The organism is Aeromonas popoffii, from assembly GCF_000820025.1.
Lineage (GTDB): Bacteria > Pseudomonadota > Gammaproteobacteria > Enterobacterales > Aeromonadaceae > Aeromonas > Aeromonas popoffii.
On record NZ_CDBI01000026.1, the window covers coordinates 1 to 21,297 of the forward strand.

Annotated in this window: 19 protein-coding genes; 14 read left to right on the forward strand and 5 right to left on the reverse strand. The window is 60.9% G+C overall.

All coding sequences use genetic code 11. From position 1 onward, the window contains the following. Together BN1129_RS06000 and BN1129_RS06005 are read left to right on the forward strand one after the other, a co-directional pair. On the forward strand, nt 1–444 hold a 444-nt coding region (locus tag BN1129_RS06000), incomplete at its 5' end, for an AAA-type ATPase lid domain-containing protein (RefSeq protein ID WP_042035144.1). Nucleotides 445–469: 25 nt separating this feature from the next. After that, nucleotides 470–2,545 carry a sensor histidine kinase gene (locus tag BN1129_RS06005; RefSeq protein ID WP_042035145.1) on the forward strand — a complete coding sequence of 692 codons (2,076 nt, stop codon included), beginning with the start codon at nt 470–472 and terminating at the stop codon, nt 2,543–2,545. Between the two features lie 80 nt (nt 2,546–2,625). Here BN1129_RS06005 and BN1129_RS06010 read toward each other — a convergent pair whose 3' ends face one another. Beyond that, a complete protein-coding gene (locus BN1129_RS06010; protein WP_084204586.1) occupies nt 2,626–3,492 on the reverse strand; it encodes a helix-turn-helix transcriptional regulator in 867 nt (288 codons plus the stop codon). Nucleotides 3,493–3,581: 89 nt separating this feature from the next. Further along, nucleotides 3,582–4,439: a formate dehydrogenase accessory sulfurtransferase FdhD gene (locus BN1129_RS06015; RefSeq protein WP_042035148.1), complete on the reverse strand. Its 858-nt coding sequence runs from the start codon at nt 4,437–4,439 to the stop codon at nt 3,582–3,584. A gap of 324 nt (nt 4,440–4,763) precedes the next feature. Between BN1129_RS06015 and BN1129_RS23140 the strand changes: the two genes are divergently transcribed. The 9 genes from BN1129_RS23140 (at nt 4,764) to BN1129_RS06060 (ending at nt 14,274) form a co-directional block, all read left to right on the forward strand. Next, nucleotides 4,764–5,345 carry a hypothetical protein gene (locus BN1129_RS23140; RefSeq protein ID WP_157013273.1) on the forward strand — a complete coding sequence of 194 codons (582 nt, stop codon included), beginning with the start codon at nt 4,764–4,766 and terminating at the stop codon, nt 5,343–5,345. A gap of 388 nt (nt 5,346–5,733) precedes the next feature. After that, the gene (locus BN1129_RS06025) at nt 5,734–6,348 is read left to right on the forward strand and encodes a DUF3305 domain-containing protein (RefSeq protein ID WP_042035154.1); all 615 of its coding nucleotides are present in this window, start codon (nt 5,734–5,736) and stop codon (nt 6,346–6,348) included. Further along, a complete protein-coding gene (locus BN1129_RS06030) occupies nt 6,341–6,934 on the forward strand; it encodes a DUF3306 domain-containing protein (protein ID WP_042035156.1) in 594 nt (197 codons plus the stop codon). The genes BN1129_RS06025 and BN1129_RS06030 overlap by 8 nt, the downstream gene beginning before the upstream one ends. Before the next feature lie 112 nt (nt 6,935–7,046). Next, a complete protein-coding gene (locus tag BN1129_RS06035; RefSeq protein WP_052449317.1) occupies nt 7,047–8,777 on the forward strand; it encodes a 4Fe-4S dicluster domain-containing protein in 1,731 nt (576 codons plus the stop codon). A 9-nt stretch (nt 8,778–8,786) separates the two neighbouring features. Then, a complete protein-coding gene (locus BN1129_RS06040) occupies nt 8,787–9,416 on the forward strand; it encodes a TorD/DmsD family molecular chaperone (RefSeq protein WP_042035159.1) in 630 nt (209 codons plus the stop codon). 131 nt (nt 9,417–9,547) lie between these two features. Then, the gene (locus BN1129_RS06045) at nt 9,548–9,751 is read left to right on the forward strand and encodes a transcriptional initiation protein Tat (RefSeq protein WP_042035160.1); all 204 of its coding nucleotides are present in this window, start codon (nt 9,548–9,550) and stop codon (nt 9,749–9,751) included. 35 nt (nt 9,752–9,786) lie between these two features. After that, entirely contained in the window at nt 9,787–12,678 is a 2,892-nt protein-coding gene (locus BN1129_RS06050; protein ID WP_042035162.1) for a formate dehydrogenase subunit alpha, read from the forward strand. Nucleotides 12,679–12,682: 4 nt separating this feature from the next. Continuing rightward, nucleotides 12,683–13,306, forward strand: coding sequence for a formate dehydrogenase FDH3 subunit beta (fdh3B, locus tag BN1129_RS06055; protein WP_042035164.1), 624 nt, complete (start codon nt 12,683–12,685; stop codon nt 13,304–13,306). After that, nucleotides 13,303–14,274 (forward strand): formate dehydrogenase subunit gamma, encoded by a 972-nt coding sequence (locus tag BN1129_RS06060; protein WP_042035165.1) that lies wholly within the window; start codon nt 13,303–13,305, stop codon nt 14,272–14,274. The genes fdh3B and BN1129_RS06060 overlap by 4 nt, the downstream gene beginning before the upstream one ends. An 88-nt stretch (nt 14,275–14,362) precedes the next feature. On the opposite strand, the gene BN1129_RS06065 is transcribed toward BN1129_RS06060, so the two are convergent. Beyond that, complete coding sequence (locus BN1129_RS06065) at nt 14,363–15,493, reverse strand: hybrid sensor histidine kinase/response regulator (RefSeq protein ID WP_042035168.1); 1,131 nt, start codon at nt 15,491–15,493, stop codon at nt 14,363–14,365. A 175-nt stretch (nt 15,494–15,668) separates the two neighbouring features. On the opposite strand from BN1129_RS06065, the gene BN1129_RS06070 reads away from it, so the two are divergent. Both BN1129_RS06070 and BN1129_RS06075 read left to right on the forward strand, forming a co-directional pair. After that, nucleotides 15,669–16,085, forward strand: a complete 417-nt coding sequence (locus tag BN1129_RS06070) for a PPC domain-containing protein (RefSeq protein ID WP_042035169.1) — start codon at nt 15,669–15,671, stop codon at nt 16,083–16,085. A 215-nt stretch (nt 16,086–16,300) separates the two neighbouring features. Then, entirely contained in the window at nt 16,301–18,016 is a 1,716-nt protein-coding gene (locus tag BN1129_RS06075) for an NAD-dependent malic enzyme (RefSeq protein WP_042035170.1), read from the forward strand. A 54-nt stretch (nt 18,017–18,070) separates the two neighbouring features. Here BN1129_RS06075 and BN1129_RS06080 read toward each other — a convergent pair whose 3' ends face one another. Both BN1129_RS06080 and BN1129_RS06085 read right to left on the reverse strand, forming a co-directional pair. Then, entirely contained in the window at nt 18,071–18,412 is a 342-nt protein-coding gene (locus BN1129_RS06080; protein WP_042035171.1) for an RT0821/Lpp0805 family surface protein, read from the reverse strand. Continuing rightward, nucleotides 18,409–19,722 (reverse strand): hint domain-containing protein, encoded by a 1,314-nt coding sequence (locus BN1129_RS06085; RefSeq protein ID WP_042035172.1) that lies wholly within the window; start codon nt 19,720–19,722, stop codon nt 18,409–18,411. The genes BN1129_RS06080 and BN1129_RS06085 overlap by 4 nt, the downstream gene beginning before the upstream one ends. A gap of 307 nt (nt 19,723–20,029) precedes the next feature. Here BN1129_RS06085 and BN1129_RS06090 point away from each other — a divergent pair, with 307 nt between their 5' ends. Continuing rightward, on the forward strand, nt 20,030–21,268 hold the full coding sequence (locus tag BN1129_RS06090) for a uracil-xanthine permease family protein (protein ID WP_042035174.1): 1,239 nt from the start codon (nt 20,030–20,032) through the stop codon (nt 21,266–21,268). Nucleotides 21,269–21,297 lie beyond the last annotated feature (29 nt).

Here is a 21,297-nt window from a genome sequence, read left to right on the forward strand (position 1 = left end):
GATCTCTTCTACCGCCTCAACGTGGTGGCGCTGCCGGTGGCGCCCCTGCGCGATCGCGTCGACGACATCCCCGCCCTGGTCCATCACTTCACTCGCCAGCTCACCGCCGAGATGGGGATGGGCTCCTTAAGCTGGACCCACGAGGACGTGGTGGCCATGCAGGCCTATCCCTGGCCCGGCAACGTGCGCGAGCTGCGCAATCTGATCGAGCGCTGCCTGTTGCTGGGCAAGCCCCCCGCCGACTATTGGCAGAGCAACAAGGCGGCAGAGCAGGGGGAGAGCGAAGAGGGCTATCCGCTGGCGTGGCCGCTGGCCGAGGTGGAGAAGGCCCATATTCTGCAAGTGGTGGCGAGCCATGATGGCAACAAATCCGCCGCCTCCCGGGTGCTGGGGGTGGCGCGCAAGACCCTGGAGCGCAAGTTCAAGGAGTGGGCCATCGAATGATCATCTGCAACCGGATGGCGCCGCTGTGACCCTGTTGCCGCGCTGGCTCAAGACTAAGGTACGCTGGCGCCTGCTGCTGCTCACCTCTGTGCCCATCACGCTCACCCTGGTGGGCATGATAGGGCTGACGCTTTACTGGACCCTCACCTACAGCTGGCAGAACCTGCTCACCAATGTGCGCGGCGACCTCAGGGTCGCCCACCATGCGGTGAGCGTGCAGCAGCAGCGTCAGGCCGAACATCTGGAGCACCTGCGCGATGCCTGGGCCTTCCAGCTGCGGCTGCGCGAATCGCCAGATCAACTGCAGGAGTGGGTGATGCCGCTGGCGGCCAACTATGGCCTCGATTTTCTGCGCTTGCGCCGTGGCCCCGAGCTGGATCAGCTGACGGCGCAGGCGCGCACGGCCCTCACCGCCGGGCGCAGCGTCAGCCACTTCGTGGTCTGGTCGCGGGAGCAGTTGCTGGCCCTCTCGCCCGCCCTTGCCAGCCGCGCCGTGCTGGACAGGGAGCACACAGCCGACCTTGGTCAGGAGACCCGGGGGCTGGTCAGCCTCTCCCTGACGCCCGTCATGGCCCAAGACGGCTCCCTTTGGGCCGTGCTGGAGGGGGGCGAGATTATCAATGGCAGTACCCGGCTGGTGGACGAGATCAGGGGGCAGGTGTTTGCCAAAAATACGCTGCCAGAGGGGGGCGTAGGCACAGTCACCCTGTTTCTTGGCGATCTGCGGGTGAGCACCAACGTGCCTGCCAGCAGCAGCCGTCAGCTGGGCCGGGCGGTGGGCACCCGGGTCTCGCCACCGGTGCGCGAGCAGGTGTTGGGGCGGGGGGAGATGTGGGTTGACCGCGCCTTCGTCCACGACGCCTGGTATGTCTCTGGCTACGAGCCGCTGCTGGGGGCGAATGGCGAGCGGATCGGCATGCTCTATGTCGGTTTTCTCGAGTGGCCCATCATCCGCACCTACCTCACCAATCTGGTGGAGCTGGGCTCCGGCGTGGTGGTGCTGTTGCTGCTCTCGGGCCTGCTGGTCTATCGCGGCGCACGGGATCTCTTCACCCCCATAGAGCGGATGCACAAGGTAGTGCGTCAGGTGCAGCATGACCAGTCGGCCCGGGTGGGGGCGCTGCCGCTTGACCCTGACCATGAGCTGGCCGAGCTGGGGCGCCAGTTTGACGCCATGCTGGACCGGCAGGCCGCGCACCAGCAGCAGTTGGCCCGCAGCGCCGACCAGCTGGAGCAGAAAGTGGCCGAGCGCACCTTGAGCCTCAAGCAGAAGACTGCCGAGCTGGAGCACCACATCCATATGCTGACCGAGGCTCGCCAGCAGCTGCTCATCAGCGAGAAGCTGGCGGCCCTTGGTGAGCTGTGCGCCGGGGTGGCCCACGAGATCAATAACCCCTTGGCGGTGATCCTCGGCAATGTGGAGCTGATGAAGCTGGAGCTGGGGGAGGCGGCCGAGCCGGTCAGTGAGGAGCTGGCGTTGGTGTTGGCCCAGATTGAGCGCATCCGCGCCATCACCCGAAGCCTGCTGCAATACTCCCGCCCCGGCGACTACGAGACTGCGCCCGTCTGGCAGCACCTCACCCCCATCATCGAAGAGAGCCTGACCCTGGTGCGTTCAGCCCTGCGCCAGCAGCAGGTAGCGCTGGTGGCCGATCTCAGGGCCCAGCAGCCCATCGAGGCGGATCGCCAGCAGCTGTTGCAGGTGCTGATCAACCTCTTGGTCAATGCCAGCCACGCGCTGGGGGAGCAGGGGGAGATCCGGGTCGAGAGCCACGACTGGTGCGATGAGGCGGGAGCGCTGCAAGGGGCCGAGGTGCGGGTCATCGACAACGGCAGCGGCATCGAGGCCGCCATCATGGACAAGATCTTCGACCCCTTCTTCACCACCCGCGCCACCGGCACCGGGCTGGGGCTGGCCCTGAGCCACCGCATCATCAGCCGCTGGGGCGGGGAGCTGTTGGTAGACTCCACCCCGGGGCAGGGGAGCTGCTTTACCATACGGCTGCGCAGCCACGCCCTGCTGCCCAGTGGCAGCGAGCCCACAAAACTGGAAGGGTGGCGCATCGCCCTCAATGCCGAGGGGCGTGAGACAGGGGATTGATCCCTTTATAAACAAGCCCGTGATAAAAACAGCCCGTCAATATGGTTGGCGGGCTGTTTTGTCGGTGGGTGAGTGGTTATTTACTGCGGGCTCCACACCAGCTTGCCGCTCTGGCTCAGGTCATAGCCGCCGAGGCGGGCCGCCAGCTCGCGCCCCTCGGGGGATTGCAGCCAGCCGATCAGTTGTTGTAGCAGGGTGCGAAAGAAGACCCCCTGCGGCATCACCAGATCGAAGCACTCCTGCGACAGCGGCATAAAGCCGAGGCCAAACTCGGTGGCGGTGCTCTGGGCGCCGGGCCCGACATCGGCATCGCCACGGCTGATGGCGGCGGCCAGCTCCCGCTCGCTGTTGACCTCGAGGGTGCGATCCAGCCGGGTCAGCGACTCACCTTGCGTTTGCAGCCACTCCTGCAGGGCGCGCTGGCTGCCAGCCCCCTCCTGGCGCATGGCCCAGCGCCAGTCGAGCGCCTCTTTCGCCTCCTTGGGTTGCAGCCCCTGGCGCAGTACCAGCCCCTGCACCCGCCTAAATCCATGAACGATCACCCATTGCCGGTGGCCCTGATACTGCTGCACCAGCGCCGGGTGGCGCAGGTGCGCCTCTTCGGCCTGCCCCCAGTGGATGGCGCACAGATCCACATGGCCGCGTGCCAGCATCGCCAGCCCCTGCCTTGTGCCGCACGGGGTGTAGCCCACCAGTGCCTGGGTGCCGAGCTGCTGGGCTAGCCGGCTGCTGGCGTAGTGCAGCAACACATCGTCGGAGCCCGCCAGCAGCAGCCGGTCGTTCATCACCCCCTCGTGGCAGCTGCCGAGCAGCCAGCGATCGAGCAGGGAGCGGGGAAACAGCCACTTTCCGGTCGCCTTGGTGGCGGGGATGCGCGCCTCGTTGGCGAGCTGGTAGACCTTCTTCTCGTTGAGATCGAGGTATTCCGCCACCTGCTTCACGTTCATAAATTCATTCATGGCTTGCGCTTGACCCTCTGGCTGGATCGGTCGAGATACAGAGCGATCGGCTCGGCACTCATCAATTCGTTCATGGCTTAATCCCGCATGCCGCGACCAGCCGAACTTGGCGCCAACACTGGCGGCTTCTCGTCCAGCACCAGCTGGTCGTGGCCGCTGAATACCTCGAAGTGACGCCCCTTGGCGCGGGCAATCATGGTGATGCCGAGCTGGCGGGCCAAATCCAGCCCCATCTGGGTGACGCCTGAGCGCGACAGCAGCACCGGAATGCCCATCTGCGCCACCTTGATCACCATCTCCGAGGTGAGCCGCCCTGTGGTGTAGAAGATCTTGTCGGCACCGCTCTCACCATTCATCCACAGCTCGCCCGCCAGGGTATCCACCGCATTGTGGCGCCCCACGTCCTCGACAAAAGAGAGGATCTCCGCGCCGCGACAGATGGCGCAGCCATGCACCGCACCGGCCATCTTGTAGGTTTCGTTATGGGCCGACAGCGCCTTGAGCAGGGCGTAGAGGGTGCTCTGTTTAAGCTCCGGCGCTGCCAATACCACCCCTTCGAGCTTCTTCATCACGCTGCCATACATGGTGCCCTGACCGCAGCCGGAGGTGACCGTCTTCTTCTCCAGTGACTGGTCGAGATCGGCGGCCTGCTGGCTGCTCACCACGGCGGCGGCCTCGCTCTCCCAGTCGACGATGACCGATTCGATGGCCGAAATATCCTCGATAAAGCCCTGATTTTTGAGATAGCCCAGTACCAGCGCCTCGGGGCGGGCCCCCAGCGTCATCAGGGTCACTATCTCCTTCCAGTTGAGGTAGACCGTCAGTGGCCGCTCACAGGCGATTTGGCGGGTTTGCAGCTGTCCCTGTTCATCCATCACCTCGACGGCCATGGTGAGCTGGGCTGCGGCATTGCTTTTGATAAAGGTCGGTGTCATGGGCCCCTCGCGACCGGTTGCCGGGATCTAAGGGGAGGGATACAGCAAGTTTTGTTCCAGATTAGTACGGATAATGAAGTTTAAACGGTAGGGGTGAATATTTACTTATATCCAGTAAATTAGAAAAGGAATAAATAATGATGTAAATCAATTGCACACCTTACATTAATCTAGTTAGATATGTATATTTTACATATGCAAGGCATACATTTTTTCAGTTTGGCTTATCTAAAATAAAGTTATGTGTTGTAATGATACATACGCATGGATTAAGCAAGGTTCAGTATTTATGCATTCTCAATTCAGTATGTGGAAATAGATGAAATGGAAATAACTTTGGATTCTGAAATATACAAAGCCATAGTGGAGACTGCTGGGCATGAGCTTTATGTAGCCACTTATAGTTTTCAGGAGTTTGAAAGAAATAAATCACTCTTGGTAAGTAAGCAGGAAGAGGAAATAAAAAGAGCTTGTTACATATCATTTAGTAATTTTTTGCGCTCGTTGTATGAATTTTATATCGCCATTATAAAGATTGATTTCGGGAATACAAAACTACCAAAATCAATAACAATAGATGAAAAAATCAATAATGCAGTTCAGAGGTTGTTGAACTTCTATGGTCCTTATTATGCATCAAAAGGATTAAGTATCCCTAGTGAAGTGCCGCCCTTTTTCGGGCGTGATTTTCGAAATGTTCGCAATAGAATATCTCACGCAGACTATCGTAGAATGTTTCCAGAGTTAGGCAGTGATGAAACATCTCTTGCAGAGTTTTATGAAAAATATTGGTTGTATGTAAGGCTTCTTTTTGAACACCCCCAATTCAATTGGGGTGGTATGCATTTTGAAAACAGCTATCGTTGGGATAAAATTGATTGTTTTGTTTCTGTTGTTATGAAATGAAATTTAATTTCGCATGTTGAACTAAATCGTAGGTTGATGCTTCACGAAGTGAAGCCCAACGTTTACCGCGGAATATTTCAAAAGCAATAATCGGATAATTCAGGCATATTCGATTATTGCCATTCCTACTGATTAGGTTCTGGCGGATTAGTCTTACTCCGCATGTTGGGCTTCGCTGCGCTCAGCGCCAACCTACGCCCGCGCCAACCCATGTCCCGCACAAGGCCCCAACCCGCATAAAAGCCCCAAGCGGCCACTAAACCGGCCTTGGCCCCACTCTTGCTAAGTCTTATCCCATTGATGGCCGTGGCCGCCATGAATCTCCTGCTCTGATCCGCCCCGACCGGGGGGAAATCATGGGGGAGAGCGGCCCGGCAGAGACCTTCTGATGGGAGCCGTGACAGTGCAAGAGACAACCAAACCCCTCTCCCCGCAGCGCTGGCTGCAACTGGAGTTAAAGGCCATCGACAGCCAGGTTGGCCGCTGGCAGAGCCGCCGTTTTGAGATTGCGGCGCTCCATCCTGCTGAAGCCGAGGCGACCGGTGCGCTGCCCCTTACCCTGTTTCGCGATGAGCGGGGGGATTATCGCTTTAATTTGAGCTCCGGTTCGCCGCGCCTTTTTATTACCGGGACTGTCACCGGAAGCCGCGTGGACAGTGGCTTTGTGGCCGATGGCCTGACCCTGAGCCAGACCGTGGCTGCCGCCTATATGGATGGCGATCGGCAGGTGCTCTCCTGCCCGCTGCCCGACGCGGTGCAAGCCTGGGTGGAGGCCTTTATCGGTCGCCATGGCGAGCTGCTGGAGGCCCGTCGCAAGGGCAAGAAGGGCAAGGGGCGGGCGCAGGATCAGCTGGGCCTCGATACGGCTGTAGCGACATCAAGAGATACGTTAGATCAAGCCAGCTGTGGCGCCGTTAAAGCCACCGGCCCCGATGGCCGCGAGCGTGGCAGTGACAGCGGAACCTGTGCTGTAAACAAGGCCGGAAACAGCGCCCATGAGTGAGTTCCTCAAGCGCTGGCACTCTCGCAAGAGTGAGGCGCGCAAGCATCAGGTATTGCAGCCGAGGGAAGAGGCCACCCCCGAGGTGATTACGACTCCTATTGAAGGCAGTGGCGAAGGTGAAGTATCAGATAACGCGCTGGATAGCCCCGTAGTCAGCACTGACAAGGGGAGTGACGAATCGCTTGCCGTTGAGGGGGCTGAGAGTGGCGCGCCGCCGCTAACAACGGCGCAGCCGGGCAAGGCCAGGCTCCCCGACAAGGAGGCGCTGCGGGCCATGTTTCGCAGCCACAAGCCGGACGGGCTCGACGACTACACCCAGGATTTCAGCCAGCCCGAATTGCTGCCTGCGGCCCTGACTGCCGGGCTGCGCAACTGGCTGGTGGAGCAGGTGATCGCCCCTGAGAGCGAGACAGCCAACCCGGCCAGCGGATCCGCTGAACCGGTTGCGGTTGCCAGCGTTGCTGCCGCCGACGAGCCGCACGGGTTGGCTGATAACCATTCTCAAACCCCCACCAACGATCGGGACATTTTGGCTTCCTGTGATGGACAAAATGTCCCAGCCAAAGATAAGGGAATGGAACCTTAAGGATCCTGACTCCCTGTCAGTCACTTTTTTTCCGGGGGAGTTGGCTCGGCTCTTGCTCTCTCGGCTTACCAACAAGCGCCCATCCCACGAGGTGGCGCGCACAGGAGCGTATGTGATCACCGAACACCCCATAACCACATCTGTCACAAAGCTGACCGACGAAGCGGCCGGGCATAACGCGCGCGCTCGCGCCTATGCCCTGCGGCATACGGTCAAGACCGACAACCTGATCCCGGCCACTGTCTCCTACCAGAGTCAGGGGCGCCTGCTGCTGGTCGGCCCGGAAGATCGCATTCGCCGCGCCGCCAGCCTGCTGCCAGTCGGGGTGAAGCCCACCCTGCTGGTGACCGAGCCGGTCCATGATGCCGAGGCGGCGGATCTCGAAGCCATTTTTGATGCCACCGCATCTCTCGCTGCCCTGACCCTGCGCGAGCCGAGCCTGACAGGGTATCTCGGTCAGTTCCAGCTCACCGGCCTCAATGGTCAGGGTGAGCGGATTGAGCTCGCCGCGATCTGCTTCCCGCAGCAAACGGCTGCTGTCAGTGAACAGCCGCGCTTTGATCTGGTGGCCGATCTGGGCCGCGCCCCGCTCTTTGCGCTGGAACGCCCGCCGGTCGGTTATCTGCATCTGGCCGATGACGAGGGGCTGGCTGAACAGCTCGCAGAACTTTGCGCTCTCACCGGTATCTTCGACAAGCCGCGCTATTTTCGCCAGGGCCCCGAGGCCTGCGCCTTTACTGCCCGTGGCGTGCCCGGTTGCAGCCGCTGCCTCGATGTCTGCCCGACCGATGCGCTCAAGCCCATCAATGGTCGCATCCAGATCGATCCCCATCTGTGTCAGGGCTTTGGCAGCTGTGCCACTGCCTGCCCGACCGGCGCCATCGCCTATCACCAGCCCGATGCCAACACCAGCGGCGACTACCAGTTCCGCCTGCTCAAGCACTACCGGGAGGCGGGGGGCGACGCGCCTCAACTGCTGATCGCCGCTGATAATGAGCGCGAGCGGGTGGAAGTCGAGCTCGCTTCTCTTCCCGCCAACTGGTTGCCGGTCTGGGTGGAGGAGAGCGCGAGTTTAGGCATCGAGAGCTGGTTCGCCGCACTCGCCTATGGCGCCAGCGCTGTGCGCATTGCGCTCGGTGACGATGCCCCTGCCAGCGTGCGGGCATTGGTTGAGCGGGAACTGGCGAGCGCCGCCGTGCTCTTGGCGGGCGCCGGTCTTGCTGCCGATCGCATTGCATTGTTTAACGCTGATGCCGAAATAGATGAGAGCTTTTCCGCACAGCCAGCCGTTGCCCTGCTGGACAAGCCGCTGAAAGGGGAGAAGCGGGAGAACCTGTTTGCCGCCTTTGATGCCCTCTGGCAGGCCAACGAGGGGAGCCGCGAGCCGCTGGCGGTGCCCCATGGCGCCCCTTACGGCAGCGTGGAACTGAAAGAAGCTGGCTGCACCCTCTGCATGGGTTGCGTGGCGGTCTGCCCGAGCCGCGCCCTGCATGCGGTGGGGCACACGCCTGGCCTCAACTTTATCGAGCAGGATTGCATCCAGTGCGGCATGTGCGAAAAAGCCTGCCCCGAGCAGGCCATAGTGCTCACGCCCCGTCTGCAACCTGTGCCCGAGGTGCGCCGCGCCGTGCAGAGCCTGAAAGCTGAAGAGGCTGCCTGCTGCATTCGCTGCGGCAAGCCGTTTGCGCCAGCTTCCCTCATTCGTCGCATCCAGCAAAAGCTGGCCGGTCACTCCCACTTCCAGAATGAAGCCGCAGCGCGGTTGCTGATGTGCGAAGAGTGCCGGGTCAAGGATGTGTTTACGGCGCTGGCGGCGGATCCTGCCGCCCAGCTCAAGATATGAGGGCCTGTGATGAGTGAACAACCGAATCGCTATACCGCACTGAGTGCAGGCGAACTGACCATGACAGATCTGGATCGCAATAGCGCCGACATGTATGCCCTGCTGGCGAGCCTCTGGCGCGCCGCCCCCCGTGGCGAACAGCTCGGCTGGCTGCAAGGGTTGCAGCCGATGCCGGGCCCCTTTGCCAGAGGGCTGGGGCTGGTGCAGCTGGCGGCCAGCAGCCACCACGAGAATGAGCTTGCCGAAGAGTATCAGGATCTCTTTATCGGGCTGGGGCGCGGGGAAATCGTGCCGTTTGCCTCCTGGTATCTCACCGGCTCCCTGATGGAGCTGCCGCTGGCGGTACTGCGCGCCGACCTCCAGTCGCTGGGCTTCGAGCGCCAGAGCGGGGTATGCGAGCCGGAAGATCACCTGGCCGCCCTGTGCGAGGTGATGGCGGCATTGATTGGTGAGCAGCACCCGGATCGCAACCGCTTCTATGAACGCCATCTGGCCCCCTGGGTACTTGTCTGTTGCCGCGATCAGCAACAGGCGAAAGGGGGCAGCTTCTACCGGGCCGTCGGGGCGCTTGCCGAAGATTTCTTCACACTGGAAAACGAATTGCGCCTGCCGTTTGGCGCCTGCGTGGTGACGGGCTGAACGCCCCTATCTGTGCATAACAAGCTGTGCATAACAAGAGCTGCGCATAACAAAACGAGCAGATGAGATATCCCATTGGACGCTAAGCTGGCGCGCAGGCGCCGGTAAGTACAAAAACAGAGGTCACAAGAATGAGCGATGAAAAGCTGAAAGACCCGTCCCGCCGCCATCTGATCAAGGGAGTTGGCGTGGTCGCCACCATAGGCGTGCTGGCCGGTGCCACCGGTCGGGTGGTGGGCAAAGAGGTGCTGACCCACGACACCGAGCCTGACAAGGGCTATCGGGAGACCCCCCATGTTCACGACTTTTATCGCACCCTGCGCGGCACCGACTGAGCCGGATCAGTGCCGAACATAGCGAAGGAGAATTCATGAAACTGACAAAACGTGCCGAGCTGGTCAAGGCGAGCGAGCAAGGCCACTTGCAAAGTAATGCAGCCGCATCCCGCGGTCAGGGGCTGACCCGTCGCGCCTTTATGGTCAACTCAGGTCTGGTGGCCGGTGGCGCCGTGGCGGCCGGTTGGCTGGCCCCTGCCATGATGCAGCGGGCCGAGGCCAAAACCGTGGCCGCCGAGGTGCCGGTCGAGGTGAAGCGCACCATCTGCTCCCACTGCTCGGTGGGCTGCGGCGTCTATGCCGAGGTGCAAAACGGCGTCTGGACCGGTCAGGAGCCAGCGTTTGATCACCCCTTCAACCTTGGCGGTCACTGTGCCAAGGGGGCGGCCCTGCGCGAGCATGGCCACGGCGAGCGTCGCCTCAAGTACCCGATGAAACTGGTGGGTGGCAAGTGGCAGCGCATCAGCTGGGATCAGGCCATCGAAGAGGTGGGCAATGAAGTGCTGCGCCTGCGCAAGGAGTCCGGCCCCGATAGCGTCTACTGGCTTGGCTCTGCCAAGCACTCCAACGAGCAGGCCTACCTGTTTCGCAAGATGGCCTCCCTGTGGGGCACCAACAACGTGGATCACCAGGCGCGGATCTGCCACTCCACCACGGTCGCTGGCGTCGCCAACACCTGGGGCTACGGCGCCATGACCAACAGCCTGAACGACATGCACAACAGCAAGTCGATCATGTTTATCGGCTCCAACCCGGCGGAGGCCCACCCGGTCGCCATGCAGCACATCCTGCTGGCCAAAGAGCGCAACGGCTGCAAGATCCTGGTGGTTGACCCGCGTCGCACCCGCACCGCAGCCAAGGCGGACATGTACCTATCTCTGCGTCCGGGCACCGACGTCGCCTTTATCTGGGGCATGCTCTGGCACATCTTCAAGCACGGCTGGGAAGACAAAGAGTTCATCCGCACCCGCGTCTATGGCATGGACGAGGTGCAAAAAGAGGTGGCGCGCTGGACTCCTGCCGAAGTGGAGCGGGTGACCGGCCTTAACGAACAGCAGGTCTATGGCGCCGCCAAACTGCTGGCCGACAACCGCCCCGGCTGCGTGGTCTGGTGCATGGGCGGCACCCAGCACACCACAGGCAACAACAATACCCGCGCTTACTGCATCCTCGAACTGGCCCTTGGCAACGTGGGCAAGAGCGGGGCGGGCACCAATATCTTCCGTGGTCACGACAACGTGCAGGGTGCCACCGACTTTGGCGTCACCTCCGACTCCCTGCCCGGTTATTACGGGCTGGAAGAGGGCTCCTGGAAGCACTGGGCCCGGGTGTGGGATGTGGATTACGAGTGGATCAAGGCGCGTTTCGACAACAAGGCCTACAACGGCAAGCTGCCGATGAACAACAACGGCATTCCGGTTTCCCGCTGGGTGGATGGGGTGCTGGAGAACGCCGATCTCATCGAGCAGGGCTCCAACATCCGCGCCATGTTCTACTGGGGCCATGCGGTCAACTCCCAGACTCGCGGCCCCGAGATGAAGAAGGCGATGCAAAAACTCGACATGATGGTGATTGTCGACCCGTATCCCACCGTCGCCTCTGTGATGAACGATCGCACCGACGGCGTCTACCTGCTGCCAGCCACCACCCAGTTCGAGACCTATGGGTCCGTCACCGCCACCAACCGCTCCATGCAGTGGCGCGACAAGGTGATCGAGCCGTTGTTCGAATCCAAGGTCGATCACGAGATCATGTATCTCCTGAGCAAGAAGCTCGGCTTTGCTGATGAGCTGTTCAAGCACATCAAGGTGGCGAACAACCAGCCACTGCTGGAAGACATCACCCGCGAATACAACCGCGGCATGTGGAGCGTGGGCTACACCGGCCAGAGCCCGGAGCGGCTCAAGGCGCACCAGCAGAACTGGCACACCTTCCACAAGACCAACCTCAAGGCCGAGGGCGGCCCGGTCAGTGGCGAAGTGTATGGTCTGCCCTGGCCCTGCTGGGGCACCCCGGAGATGAAACACCCCGGCAGCCACATCCTCTACGACACCAGCATTCCGGTCTCGGAAGGGGGCGGGGGTTTTCGTGCCCGTTTCGGCATCGAGTATCAGGGCGTGTCACTGCTTGCCGAAGAGTCCTGGCCGAAAGGGAGCGAGGTAGAAGACGGCTATCCCGAGATCACTGCCGATCTGATGAAGCAGCTCGGCTGGTGGGATGAGCTGACCGAGGCCGAGAAGAAGGAGGCCGAGGGCAAGAACTGGAAGACCGACCTCTCCGGCGGCATCCAGCGGGTTGCCATCAAGCATGGCTTCGTCCCTTACGGCAACGCCAAGGCGCGCTGCGTGGTGTGGACCTTCCCGGATCAGGTGCCCAAGCACCGCGAGCCGCTCTACACCCCGCGCCGGGATCTGCTGGCCGACTACGCCACCTGGCCCGATTCGAAGAGCCTGTGGCGCCTGCCGACCCAGTACGCCTCTGTGCAGGAGAAGGACGTCAGCAAGGCGTTCCCGATCATCCTCACCTCCGGCCGTCTGGTGGAGTACGAGGGGGGCGGCGACGAGACCCGCTCCAACCCCTGGCTCGCCGAGCTGCAGCAGGAGATGTTCGTCGAGATCAACCCGGCGGATGCCAACGATGTCGGCGTGCAGGATGGTCAGGATGTGTGGGTCGAGGGGCCGGAAGGGGGCCGGGTCAAGGTGAAGGCGCTGGTGACCCCAAGGGTCAAGCCGGGGCTCGCCTTTATGCCGTTCCACTTCGGCGGCCACTTCGAGGGCAAGGATCTGCGATCCAAATATCCGGAAGGGTCTGACCCTTATGTGCTGGGGGAGTCGGTCAACATAGTCACCACCTATGGTTATGACCCTGTCACCCAGATGCAGGAGACCAAGGTCACCCTGTGCCGTTTTCGCAAAGTAGGAGCCTGACCCCATGGCCAGAATGAAATTCATGTGTGACACCAAGCGCTGCATCGAGTGCAACGGCTGTGTGACGGCGTGCAAGAACGAGAACGACGATGCCCTCGAGTGGGGCATCCAGCGTCGCCGGGTGGTGACCCTCAACGACGGCCTGCCGGGGGAGACCTCCATCTCGGTCGCCTGCATGCACTGCACCGATGCCCCCTGCATGGCGGTCTGCCCGGCCGACTGCTTCTATCACACCGACGACGGCATAGTGCTGCACAACAAGGATCTCTGCATCGGCTGCGGCTACTGCCTGTTTGCCTGCCCCTTCGGGGCGCCCCAGTTCCCGAAAACCGCCGCCTTTGGCGATAGGGGCAAGATGGACAAGTGCACCTTCTGCGCCGGTGGCCCGGAAGAGGATCACAGCGAGGCGGAGCGCCAGAAGTACGGAGCCAACCGCATCGCCGAGGGCAAGCTGCCCATGTGTGCCGAGCTCTGCTCCACCAAGGCGTTGCTGGCGGGGGATGCGCAGGTGATCTCCGACATCTTCCGTGAGCGGGTCGCCTATCGCGGTGCCAAGGAGGCGGGCTGGGGTAACGGCGATGAGCTGTTCCATGATGCCAGCAAGGCGGGCAAGGGAGGGGCAGCATGAAAACCTGGCTAATGGCCCTGTTTGCTGCCCTGCTGCTGGTGAGTACTGCAAGTTTCGCCGATGCCGAGCAAGAGGCTGTCGGCTTTGCTGGCGCCGATTACTGGCGGGCGGTGAAGGATGGGCAGGAGGGGTACACCACCTCCCGCTCGCCGGAGCACGGGGTGCTGATCTCGGTGCCGGGTCAGCTCTGGTTCGAGGTGAAGACCAAGTGGGTGTCACCGCTCGGCGCTATCGCTATTTTTGGATCCTTGGCCATGTGTGGCCTGATGTACCTGGTCGTGGGGCAGACCAAGCTCTCCAAACCCCGTACCGGGCGCAAGCTCAAGCGCTGGAGCCGGCTGGATCGGGCGCTGCACTGGACCACGGCGAGCATGTTCCTGACCTTGTCCGGGTCGGGGCTAGCCATCATCTACGGCAAGTATTTTATCAAGCCGGTGGTGAGCCTCGGGGTGTGGGAGAACTGGATCTGGTTCGCCAAGGTGTTCCACAACTACGTGGGGCCGCTCTTCTTCCTCTGTCTGATGGGGGTACTCATCAAGTGGTTTCGCCACAACATCGTCAACATGGTGGATGTACAGTGGTTTATGAAGGCGGGTGGCATGCTGGGCCCCCACAAGGGGAGCCACCCCTCGGCGGGCTTCTCCAACGGCGGCGAGAAGGCGATCTTCTGGCTGCTCATCTGGTTTGGCGGCATAGTCGTGGCGACCGGGCTGTTTCTGGACTTCCCCATCTTCGGCCAGCTGCGCCGCCAGATGGAGTGGGCCAGCTTTATCCATATCGTAGGCGCCTTGATCCTCATCTGCGGCTTTATCTTCCATATCTACATGGGCCTGTTCCAGTTGGAAGGGGCGCTGGAGGGGATGGTGACCGGCGAAGTGGACGAGACCTGGGCCAAGGAGCACCACGACCTCTGGTATGAAGAGGTAAAGCATCAGCTCGATGAGCCCAAGGTGGGCAAGTCCGGCTGAGACGTGATGAAGGGATGGAACATGAAAGGACGCCGAGGCGTCCTTTTTTTATTGTCTGTTCCTGATTGTCTCGTCAACGCAAGCCTCTTTACAGGGGGGGCTGCAGGGGGAGCCTGATCTGGTATGTCAGCCCCTGGCCGGGCGGGCTGGTGACGGTCAGCTGGCCGTGCAGGTTGTTCTCCACCAGGTTGTGGATGCGGCAGGCGCTCAGGCCGCAGTGGCTGGTGCTGCCGCGCAGGGTGGTGAAGAAGGGTTCGAACAGGCGGGGCAGCTGTTCGGCCGTCATGCCGGGGCCCGAGTCCCGATAGGTCAGCAGCAGCTCGTTGCCGCTTTGCGCTATGTTCAGGCCCAAGCTGTGTGGCCCAGGCCCCTTGAAGGCGTGATCCATGCTGTTCTTGATGAGTTCATGCACCAGATCGAGAAACAGCGACTCGGGGGCGATCAGGGTCACCTCCTCACCGCCGATATCCGGGTTGACCCTGGCGATGAGAAACTCGGGTGAGAAGGCTTGCAGTAGTTTGCTCAGGCTTTGTTGCACCGGGAAGTGGAGGGCTGGCAGCTCGTGTTGATCCCGGGTCAGCTCTTTGAAGCGGGTGATCAGCAGGGCGACCCGGCGCAGGCTGGATTCGACCAGCTCTGATCCCTCCTTGATGTCGGTGAGCTGCTGGTGGAGCAGGCGCTGGCCCAGCATGCCGTTTTGCACCGCATTCGCCAGCAGATCGCCCGCGCCGTGGATCAGGCTGGAGGCCGTGATGCCGATGCCAACCGGGGTATTGATCTCGTGGGCAATTCCGGCCGTGAGCTGGAACAGGCTCTGGTAGAGCTGCACCTTGGCCTGCTGGCGGCTCAGATCCTTGAGGCGCAGCTGGTTTTGCACCCGGGCCAGCACCTCAAGCTGGTGAAACGGCTTGGAGACATAGTCGCAGCCGCCCGCCTGAAAGGCCTGCTCGAGGGCGCTGATCTCGTTGTTAGCACTGATGAAGAGGACGGGCAGGCACCACTGGCCCGGCAACTGCTTGATGCGGCGGCACGCTTCATAACCATTCATCACCGGCATGTTGATGTCCATCAACACCAGCGCGGGAGGGGACCGGGTGGCCGCATCCAGCGCCTGCTGTCCATCGGTCGCCTCGCGCACCGGGTAACCCGCCTCTTCCAGCAGGCAGCGCAATATGTAGCGGTTGGATGCCATGTCATCGACGATCAGGATATCACTCATAGTGCGGCTTCCCGGAATAAGGGGAGATAACCCCTGCTGTGGGTTTGCTGTTGAGCATAGTTGTCCGCCATATTCATTGCGTTGACAACCCTTTGGCATCGTCAAATCGTGTGGTTTTTTACGCAGGGGCGAGCAACAGTAAGGGCGGTTTCGTTTATTAACGAGGAGAACAAGGATGAAGAGAACATTGCTGGTAGCCATCTGTTCATTTGGTCTGCTGGGGGGAATGGCATCCGGGGTCGTGCAGGCGGCCGATGACATCAAGACCCAGCAGGTGCAGTTCAAGAAAGGGGAGTCCGGTGCCATCATCAAGGGTACGATCCAGGGGCATGAGACGCTGGACTACACACTGACCGCCAACAAGGGCCAGAGCATGGCGGTGACCCTGACGGGAAAATCGAGCACCTATTTCAATATCTTGCCACCAGGCAGCACGGGGGAGGCGATATTTATCGGTTCCAGCGAGGGCAACAATTTCCAGGCAAACCTGCCAGCCAAGGGGACCTACACCATTCGGGTCTACCAAATGGGCGCTGCCGAAACCAGCAAGGCCAAGCATGCCTTCAAATTGGAGGTGAACATCAGCGATTGAGTCTTTAACTGCCATGGGAATGAACACACGGTGGCTGCGGTCGCCGTGTTTGTTTCAGGTTGTACTCCGGCTCTGCGCCCGGCCTGATCATGTTTTTGGCCGCAGGGTATGCCCGAGCTCACAAAACGAAACAACCAAACGTCATATGATTGATTTCATTATGAGTCTTGCTCTCCTGCCGAACGGCAATTTCACGTAAATCAAAGAGAACGACTATGGCTACCGGACAATATCTGCTGTGGAAAGATGCACAGGGACAGGATTTTCGCCCCGTTGCACTGACTGGCACTGATCTGCTCAACGATCGCAACCTCAACAAGGGCACTGCCTTCACCGAACAGGAGCGCGCCGACTTCGAGCTCGACGGCCTGTTGCCTCCTCAGGTTCAAACCTTTGAGGCCCAGCTGGAGCGGGTCTATCAGGGCTTCTTGAGCGCCTGCAGCGACATCGAGAAGTACCAGAACCTGCGTGCCCTGCAAGATCGCAATGAAACGCTGTTTTATGCCCTGCTATCGCGGCACGTGGAAGAGATGACCCCCATCATCTACACCCCGACCGTCGGCAAGGCGTGTCAGGAGTTCAGCCACCGCTATCAGAAGGCGCGCGGTCTTTATATCACCCCGAAAAACGTCGAGGAGATGGGCTCTCTGGCTCGTCAGCTGGACGCAAAATCGGTGCGCATCATAGTGGTGACCGACAGCCAGGGCATCCTGGGGATAGGTGACCAGGGGGTGGGTGGCATGGGGATCCCCATCGGCAAGCTCTCCCTCTATACCCTGGCGGCCGGTATCCACCCCGCCTGCTGCCTGCCGATCGCCCTTGATGTAGGGACCGACAATCAGGCCCTGCTGGATGATCCCATGTATCTGGGTCAGCCTCACAAGCGCATCCGTGGCAAGGAGTATGACGACTTCATCGACAAGTTCGTGGCCGGAGTCAAGCGCCACTTCCCGAACGCCGTGCTGCAGTGGGAAGACTTCAGCAAGTCCAACGCCTTCAACAATCTCTCCCGCTACCAGCAATCCCTGCCGTCGTTCAACGACGATATTCAGGGCACGGGCGCCGTGGTACTGGCCGGTATCATAGGGGCGGTCAAGGTCAAGGGGGAGACTCTGGGTCAGCAGAACTATCTGGTCTATGGCGCTGGCGCCGGCGGGGTAGGGGTTGCAGATCAGATCTGCGCGGGCATGATCCGCGAGGGACTGGACCCGCAGGCGGCCCGCGATCGTATCTATATCCTGGATACCCAGGGGCTGGTGTGTGACAACCGCGATGGCCTTGACGAGTACAAGCGCCGTTACGCCAAGCCGGGTCTGCTGCTGGCTGGCTGGGATACCGAAGTGCCCGGCAGGGCCAACCTGACCGACGTGCTGCGCCATGTGCCCATCACAGTGCTGCTCGGCACCAGCGGTGCCGGTGGCGCCTTCAAGGAGGAGCACGTGCAACTGATGCAAAAGCACTGTGCCCGTCCCATGGTGTTCCCGCTCTCCAACCCGACGGCCAACTGTGAAGCATTGCCGGAAGACATCTACCGCTGGAGCCAGGGCAAGGCCATCGTCGCCACTGGTAGCCCGTTCAAGGACGTGACCTTTGATGGCAAGGATTACCGCATCGGTCAGGGCAACAACGTCTTTATCTTCCCCGGGGTGGGGCTGGCCGCCATCGTCAGCCAGCTGAGCGAGATCAGCCCGGATATCTTCACCACGGCCGCCTTTGCGCTGGCCGAGTGCGTGAACGAGGTGGATCTGGCACAAGGTTCCGTCTATCCGCGGATCCGCGAGCTGCGCAACATCTCGGTGCACGTGGCGACCTCCGTGCTGAAAGACATAGTGCGCAAGGATCCATCCCACTCGCTGATCGGGCAGGATCTGCAGCAGCATATTCTGAGCCACATGTGGGAACCGCTCTACCTGCCTTATCGCCGGGTATGACGGCCGAAAGCGTGAGATGAAAGGGGGTGGCCGTCAGGCCACCCCCTTTTTTCGTCAGCTGCGCAGCGGCAGCCAGTGCCCATCCTTGCTGCGGCAGGCGGTATCTTCCCACTGCTGGCTTTCCTGGCCTATATAGAGCTGCTCGCGATAGTCGCGACACCAGAGGCCATTGGGGTGGCGGAAGGTGCGCAGCGGCGTGACACTGCCACTGTGACGGTTAGCAGCATTGAACCAGGTGAGGCTCTGCCCTTTGGGGCGGGTTTGCAGCGCCTCTGCCAGCGCCTGATTGGCCAATACCACATCGGCCTTGTCCATCTGGTGGTAAAGCGGTGGGCTGTCGACCGTCGCGCAGCCAGTGAGGCCGAGCAGGAAAAGTGGTAACAGATAACGCATTATGGTTGCCCCTGTTCACGAAAACTGCGGTTGAGCAGAGCACGCTCCTGCTCATCGGTAAGCACTTGCTTACGATCATCGATGGTGCCATCGCCCCGCAGCTTGTTGCCGTTGGCATCGACGGTATCCACACCGTTATCATCAATGGTGCCGTCGCCCCGTAGCTTGTTGCCGTTGGCATCGAAGGTATCCACACCGTTATCATCAATGGTGCCGTCGCCCCGCAGCTTGTTGCCGTTGGCATCGACGGCGTCCACACCGTTGTCGTCGATGGTGCCGTCGCCCCGCAGCTTGTTGCCGTTGGCATCGACGGCATCCACACCGTTGTCGTCGATGGTGCCGTCGCCCCGCAGCTTGTTGCCGCTGGCATCGACGGCGTCCACACCGTTATCATCGATGGTGCCGTCGCCCCGCAGCTTGTTGCCGCTGGCATCGACGGCGTCCACACCGTTGTCGTCCAGGCCGTTGCCAAGGCCGCGTCCGCCAGCATGATGATCCCCTCCGGCGTGACGATCTCCTCCGGCGTGTTCACCGCCGCCATTGTCATCACTACCCTGGCTACCCCTGTCGCTGCCGCCACTGTTGTCGCTGCCGCCACTGTTGTCGCTGCCGCCACTGCTGTCGCTGCCGCCACTGTTGTCGCTGCCGCCACTGCTGTCGCTACCGCCCCCATTCCCGCCACTACCGCTGCTGCCATCGCCATCCTTGTTGTGAACGATCAGCGAGTTGGCTATATAGCTGTGGCTGCCATCGAGGATCAGGTTGAACAGTGCCGTGGTGGGCGGGCTGTCAATCCAGTAGAGCGATTCCACCAGCAGCTCGCTCGGTTGGGGAGCCAGCGCCAGATTGCCTGCACTGGCAGCGGCTGCTGGCCAGCCCAGCAGCCGCATGCCGGTAAAGAGTGGCAACACGGCCAGGGCCGGGTTCTCGGTACGGGTCATGGCGGGCGAGATAGCCGCCCAGCCGCGAGAGGTCAAGAAGGGGTGCTCCGCCGTGAAGAAGGGGGCCAGTTGGTTGATTCCGTAGAGCTTGCGCTCCCCCAACAGCACGCGCTCGATAGCCAGGATCCGGTTGAGATGACCATGTTGATCCAGCACACATTCACCGGCTTGCAACGTCTCTATGGGACGTTCGCTGCCGTCGGCAATGACGATCCGGGTACCGGCAATGAAGCAGGACTTGGCATAGGCCTGATTCATTTGCCACTCGTTGTGGGTGAAATCATAACTGAATGGGGTAGCAAACAGGGCCAATGCGATGGCCGATCCCACCAGTAATTTGCGCTGGCTGGGTTTGAAAGAGGGCAGTGTCATGGGGGACTCCTTGTCCGGCTGGGTTCACGCAATCAAGTATAGAGTGACCCTATGGCGGAGCAGGGGTGAGTCCTTGACAAACAAAGTAGCGTGGAAAAACGATTGGCGTCTGCCATAAAAGTGCGTAAAATCGCATACTCGATGCTTGTAGCAACGAATCCCGCCCAAAAAGCCAGTTTCATGCCCTCCCCAAGCAGTAAAAGGTAACGAATGACGCCAAGTGGCCCATTTAACGCCTTGAAAACGTCTTGTGATAACTGAAAAGTGTTAAATATCCCTGTCGGTTATCAAAAAATTAAGGACATCCATGTTTTCCTTAGTCAAGCAAAGTGTCGCCGGGCTGCAAATCCTGTTTGTCGCCTTCGGTGCCATGGTTCTGGTGCCCCTGCTCACCGGACTGAACCCCTCCATGGCCCTGCTTGGCGCCGGTGTGGGAACCCTGTTGTTCCAGCTCTGCACTCGCCGCCAGGTGCCGATTTTCCTCGGTTCCAGCTTTGCCTTCATCGCCCCCATCATTTACGCCACCCAGACCTGGGGATTGCCATCCACTATGTTTGGCTTGATTGCTGCCGGTTTCATGTACTTCATCCTGGCCGCACTCATTCGCGTGCGGGGCATGGGCTTTGTGAACAAGTTGCTGCCGCCCGTGGTGATTGGCCCCGTGATCATGGTGATCGGCCTGTCGGTCGCTCAGGTTGCCTGCAACATGGCGATGGGCCGTGCCGGTGGAGAACAGGTGGTGCCTGCCACGACGGCGTTGACGTTGGCGGGCATCTCGCTGGCGGTGACCCTGATTGCGGCCGTGTTCTGCAAGGGCTGGATCAAGCTCATCCCCATCCTGTGCGGTGTGATTGCAGGTTATGTTGCGGCCGTGCTGATGGGGCAGGTGAACTTCGATGGTCTGGTCAACACACCCTGGCTGGCGCTGCCTCACTTCGAAACCCCGGAGATCAACTGGGCCGCAGCCCTGTTCATGCTGCCGGTGGCCATCGCCCCCTGTATCGAACATATTGGCGGCGTGCTCGCCATCGGTGGCGTGACCGGGCAGGACTACACCAAGAACCCGGGTCTGCACCGTACCCTGGCCGGTGACGGCATTGGCGTCTGCTTTGCCGGTTTCATCGGTGGCCCACCCGTGACCACCTACGCCGAAGTGACCGGTGCCGTGATGATCACCCGCAACTTCAACCCTGTCACCATGACCTGGGCTGCCGTGTTTGCCATCATTCTGGCCTTCTTCGGCAAGTTCAATGCCCTGCTGACCTCCATCCCCATGCCGGTGATGGGCGGTATCATGCTGCTGCTGTTCGGCTCCATCGCAGCCATCGGTCTCAAGACGCTGGTGGAATCCAAGGTGGATCTGGGGCTGGCCCGTAACATCGCCATCGTGGCCGTGACCCTGACGGTCGGTGTCGGCGCGCTGGAGATGAAGATAGGTGACTTCGCCCTGGCCGGTGTCGGCCTGGCATCGGTTGCCGCCATACTGCTCAACCTGATCCTGCCTGCCAGCACCGAAGAGGGAGCCATGGAGAGCGCCAAGGACTAAGCAAAGGTTGCTGTCAGTCAAATAGTGAG

Bases quoted from the DNA above. Each gene is read 5' to 3' on its own strand.
- BN1129_RS06010 (WP_084204586.1), bottom strand. From the start codon at position 3,492: ATGAACGTGAAGCAGGTGGCGGAATACCTCGATCTCAACGAGAAGAAG.
- BN1129_RS06015 (WP_042035148.1), bottom strand. From the start codon at position 4,439: ATGACACCGACCTTTATCAAAAGCAATGCCGCAGCCCAGCTCACCATG.
- BN1129_RS23140 (WP_157013273.1), top strand. From the start codon at position 4,764: ATGGAAATAACTTTGGATTCTGAAATATACAAAGCCATAGTGGAGACT.
- BN1129_RS06025 (WP_042035154.1), top strand. From the start codon at position 5,734: ATGGGAGCCGTGACAGTGCAAGAGACAACCAAACCCCTCTCCCCGCAG.
- BN1129_RS06030 (WP_042035156.1), top strand. From the start codon at position 6,341: ATGAGTGAGTTCCTCAAGCGCTGGCACTCTCGCAAGAGTGAGGCGCGC.
- BN1129_RS06040 (WP_042035159.1), top strand. From the start codon at position 8,787: ATGAGTGAACAACCGAATCGCTATACCGCACTGAGTGCAGGCGAACTG.
- BN1129_RS06045 (WP_042035160.1), top strand. From the start codon at position 9,548: ATGAGCGATGAAAAGCTGAAAGACCCGTCCCGCCGCCATCTGATCAAG.
- BN1129_RS06050 (WP_042035162.1), top strand. From the start codon at position 9,787: ATGAAACTGACAAAACGTGCCGAGCTGGTCAAGGCGAGCGAGCAAGGC.
- fdh3B (WP_042035164.1), top strand. From the start codon at position 12,683: ATGGCCAGAATGAAATTCATGTGTGACACCAAGCGCTGCATCGAGTGC.
- BN1129_RS06060 (WP_042035165.1), top strand. From the start codon at position 13,303: ATGAAAACCTGGCTAATGGCCCTGTTTGCTGCCCTGCTGCTGGTGAGT.
- BN1129_RS06065 (WP_042035168.1), bottom strand. From the start codon at position 15,493: ATGAGTGATATCCTGATCGTCGATGACATGGCATCCAACCGCTACATA.
- BN1129_RS06070 (WP_042035169.1), top strand. From the start codon at position 15,669: ATGAAGAGAACATTGCTGGTAGCCATCTGTTCATTTGGTCTGCTGGGG.
- BN1129_RS06075 (WP_042035170.1), top strand. From the start codon at position 16,301: ATGGCTACCGGACAATATCTGCTGTGGAAAGATGCACAGGGACAGGAT.
- BN1129_RS06085 (WP_042035172.1), bottom strand. From the start codon at position 19,722: ATGACACTGCCCTCTTTCAAACCCAGCCAGCGCAAATTACTGGTGGGA.
- BN1129_RS06090 (WP_042035174.1), top strand. From the start codon at position 20,030: ATGTTTTCCTTAGTCAAGCAAAGTGTCGCCGGGCTGCAAATCCTGTTT.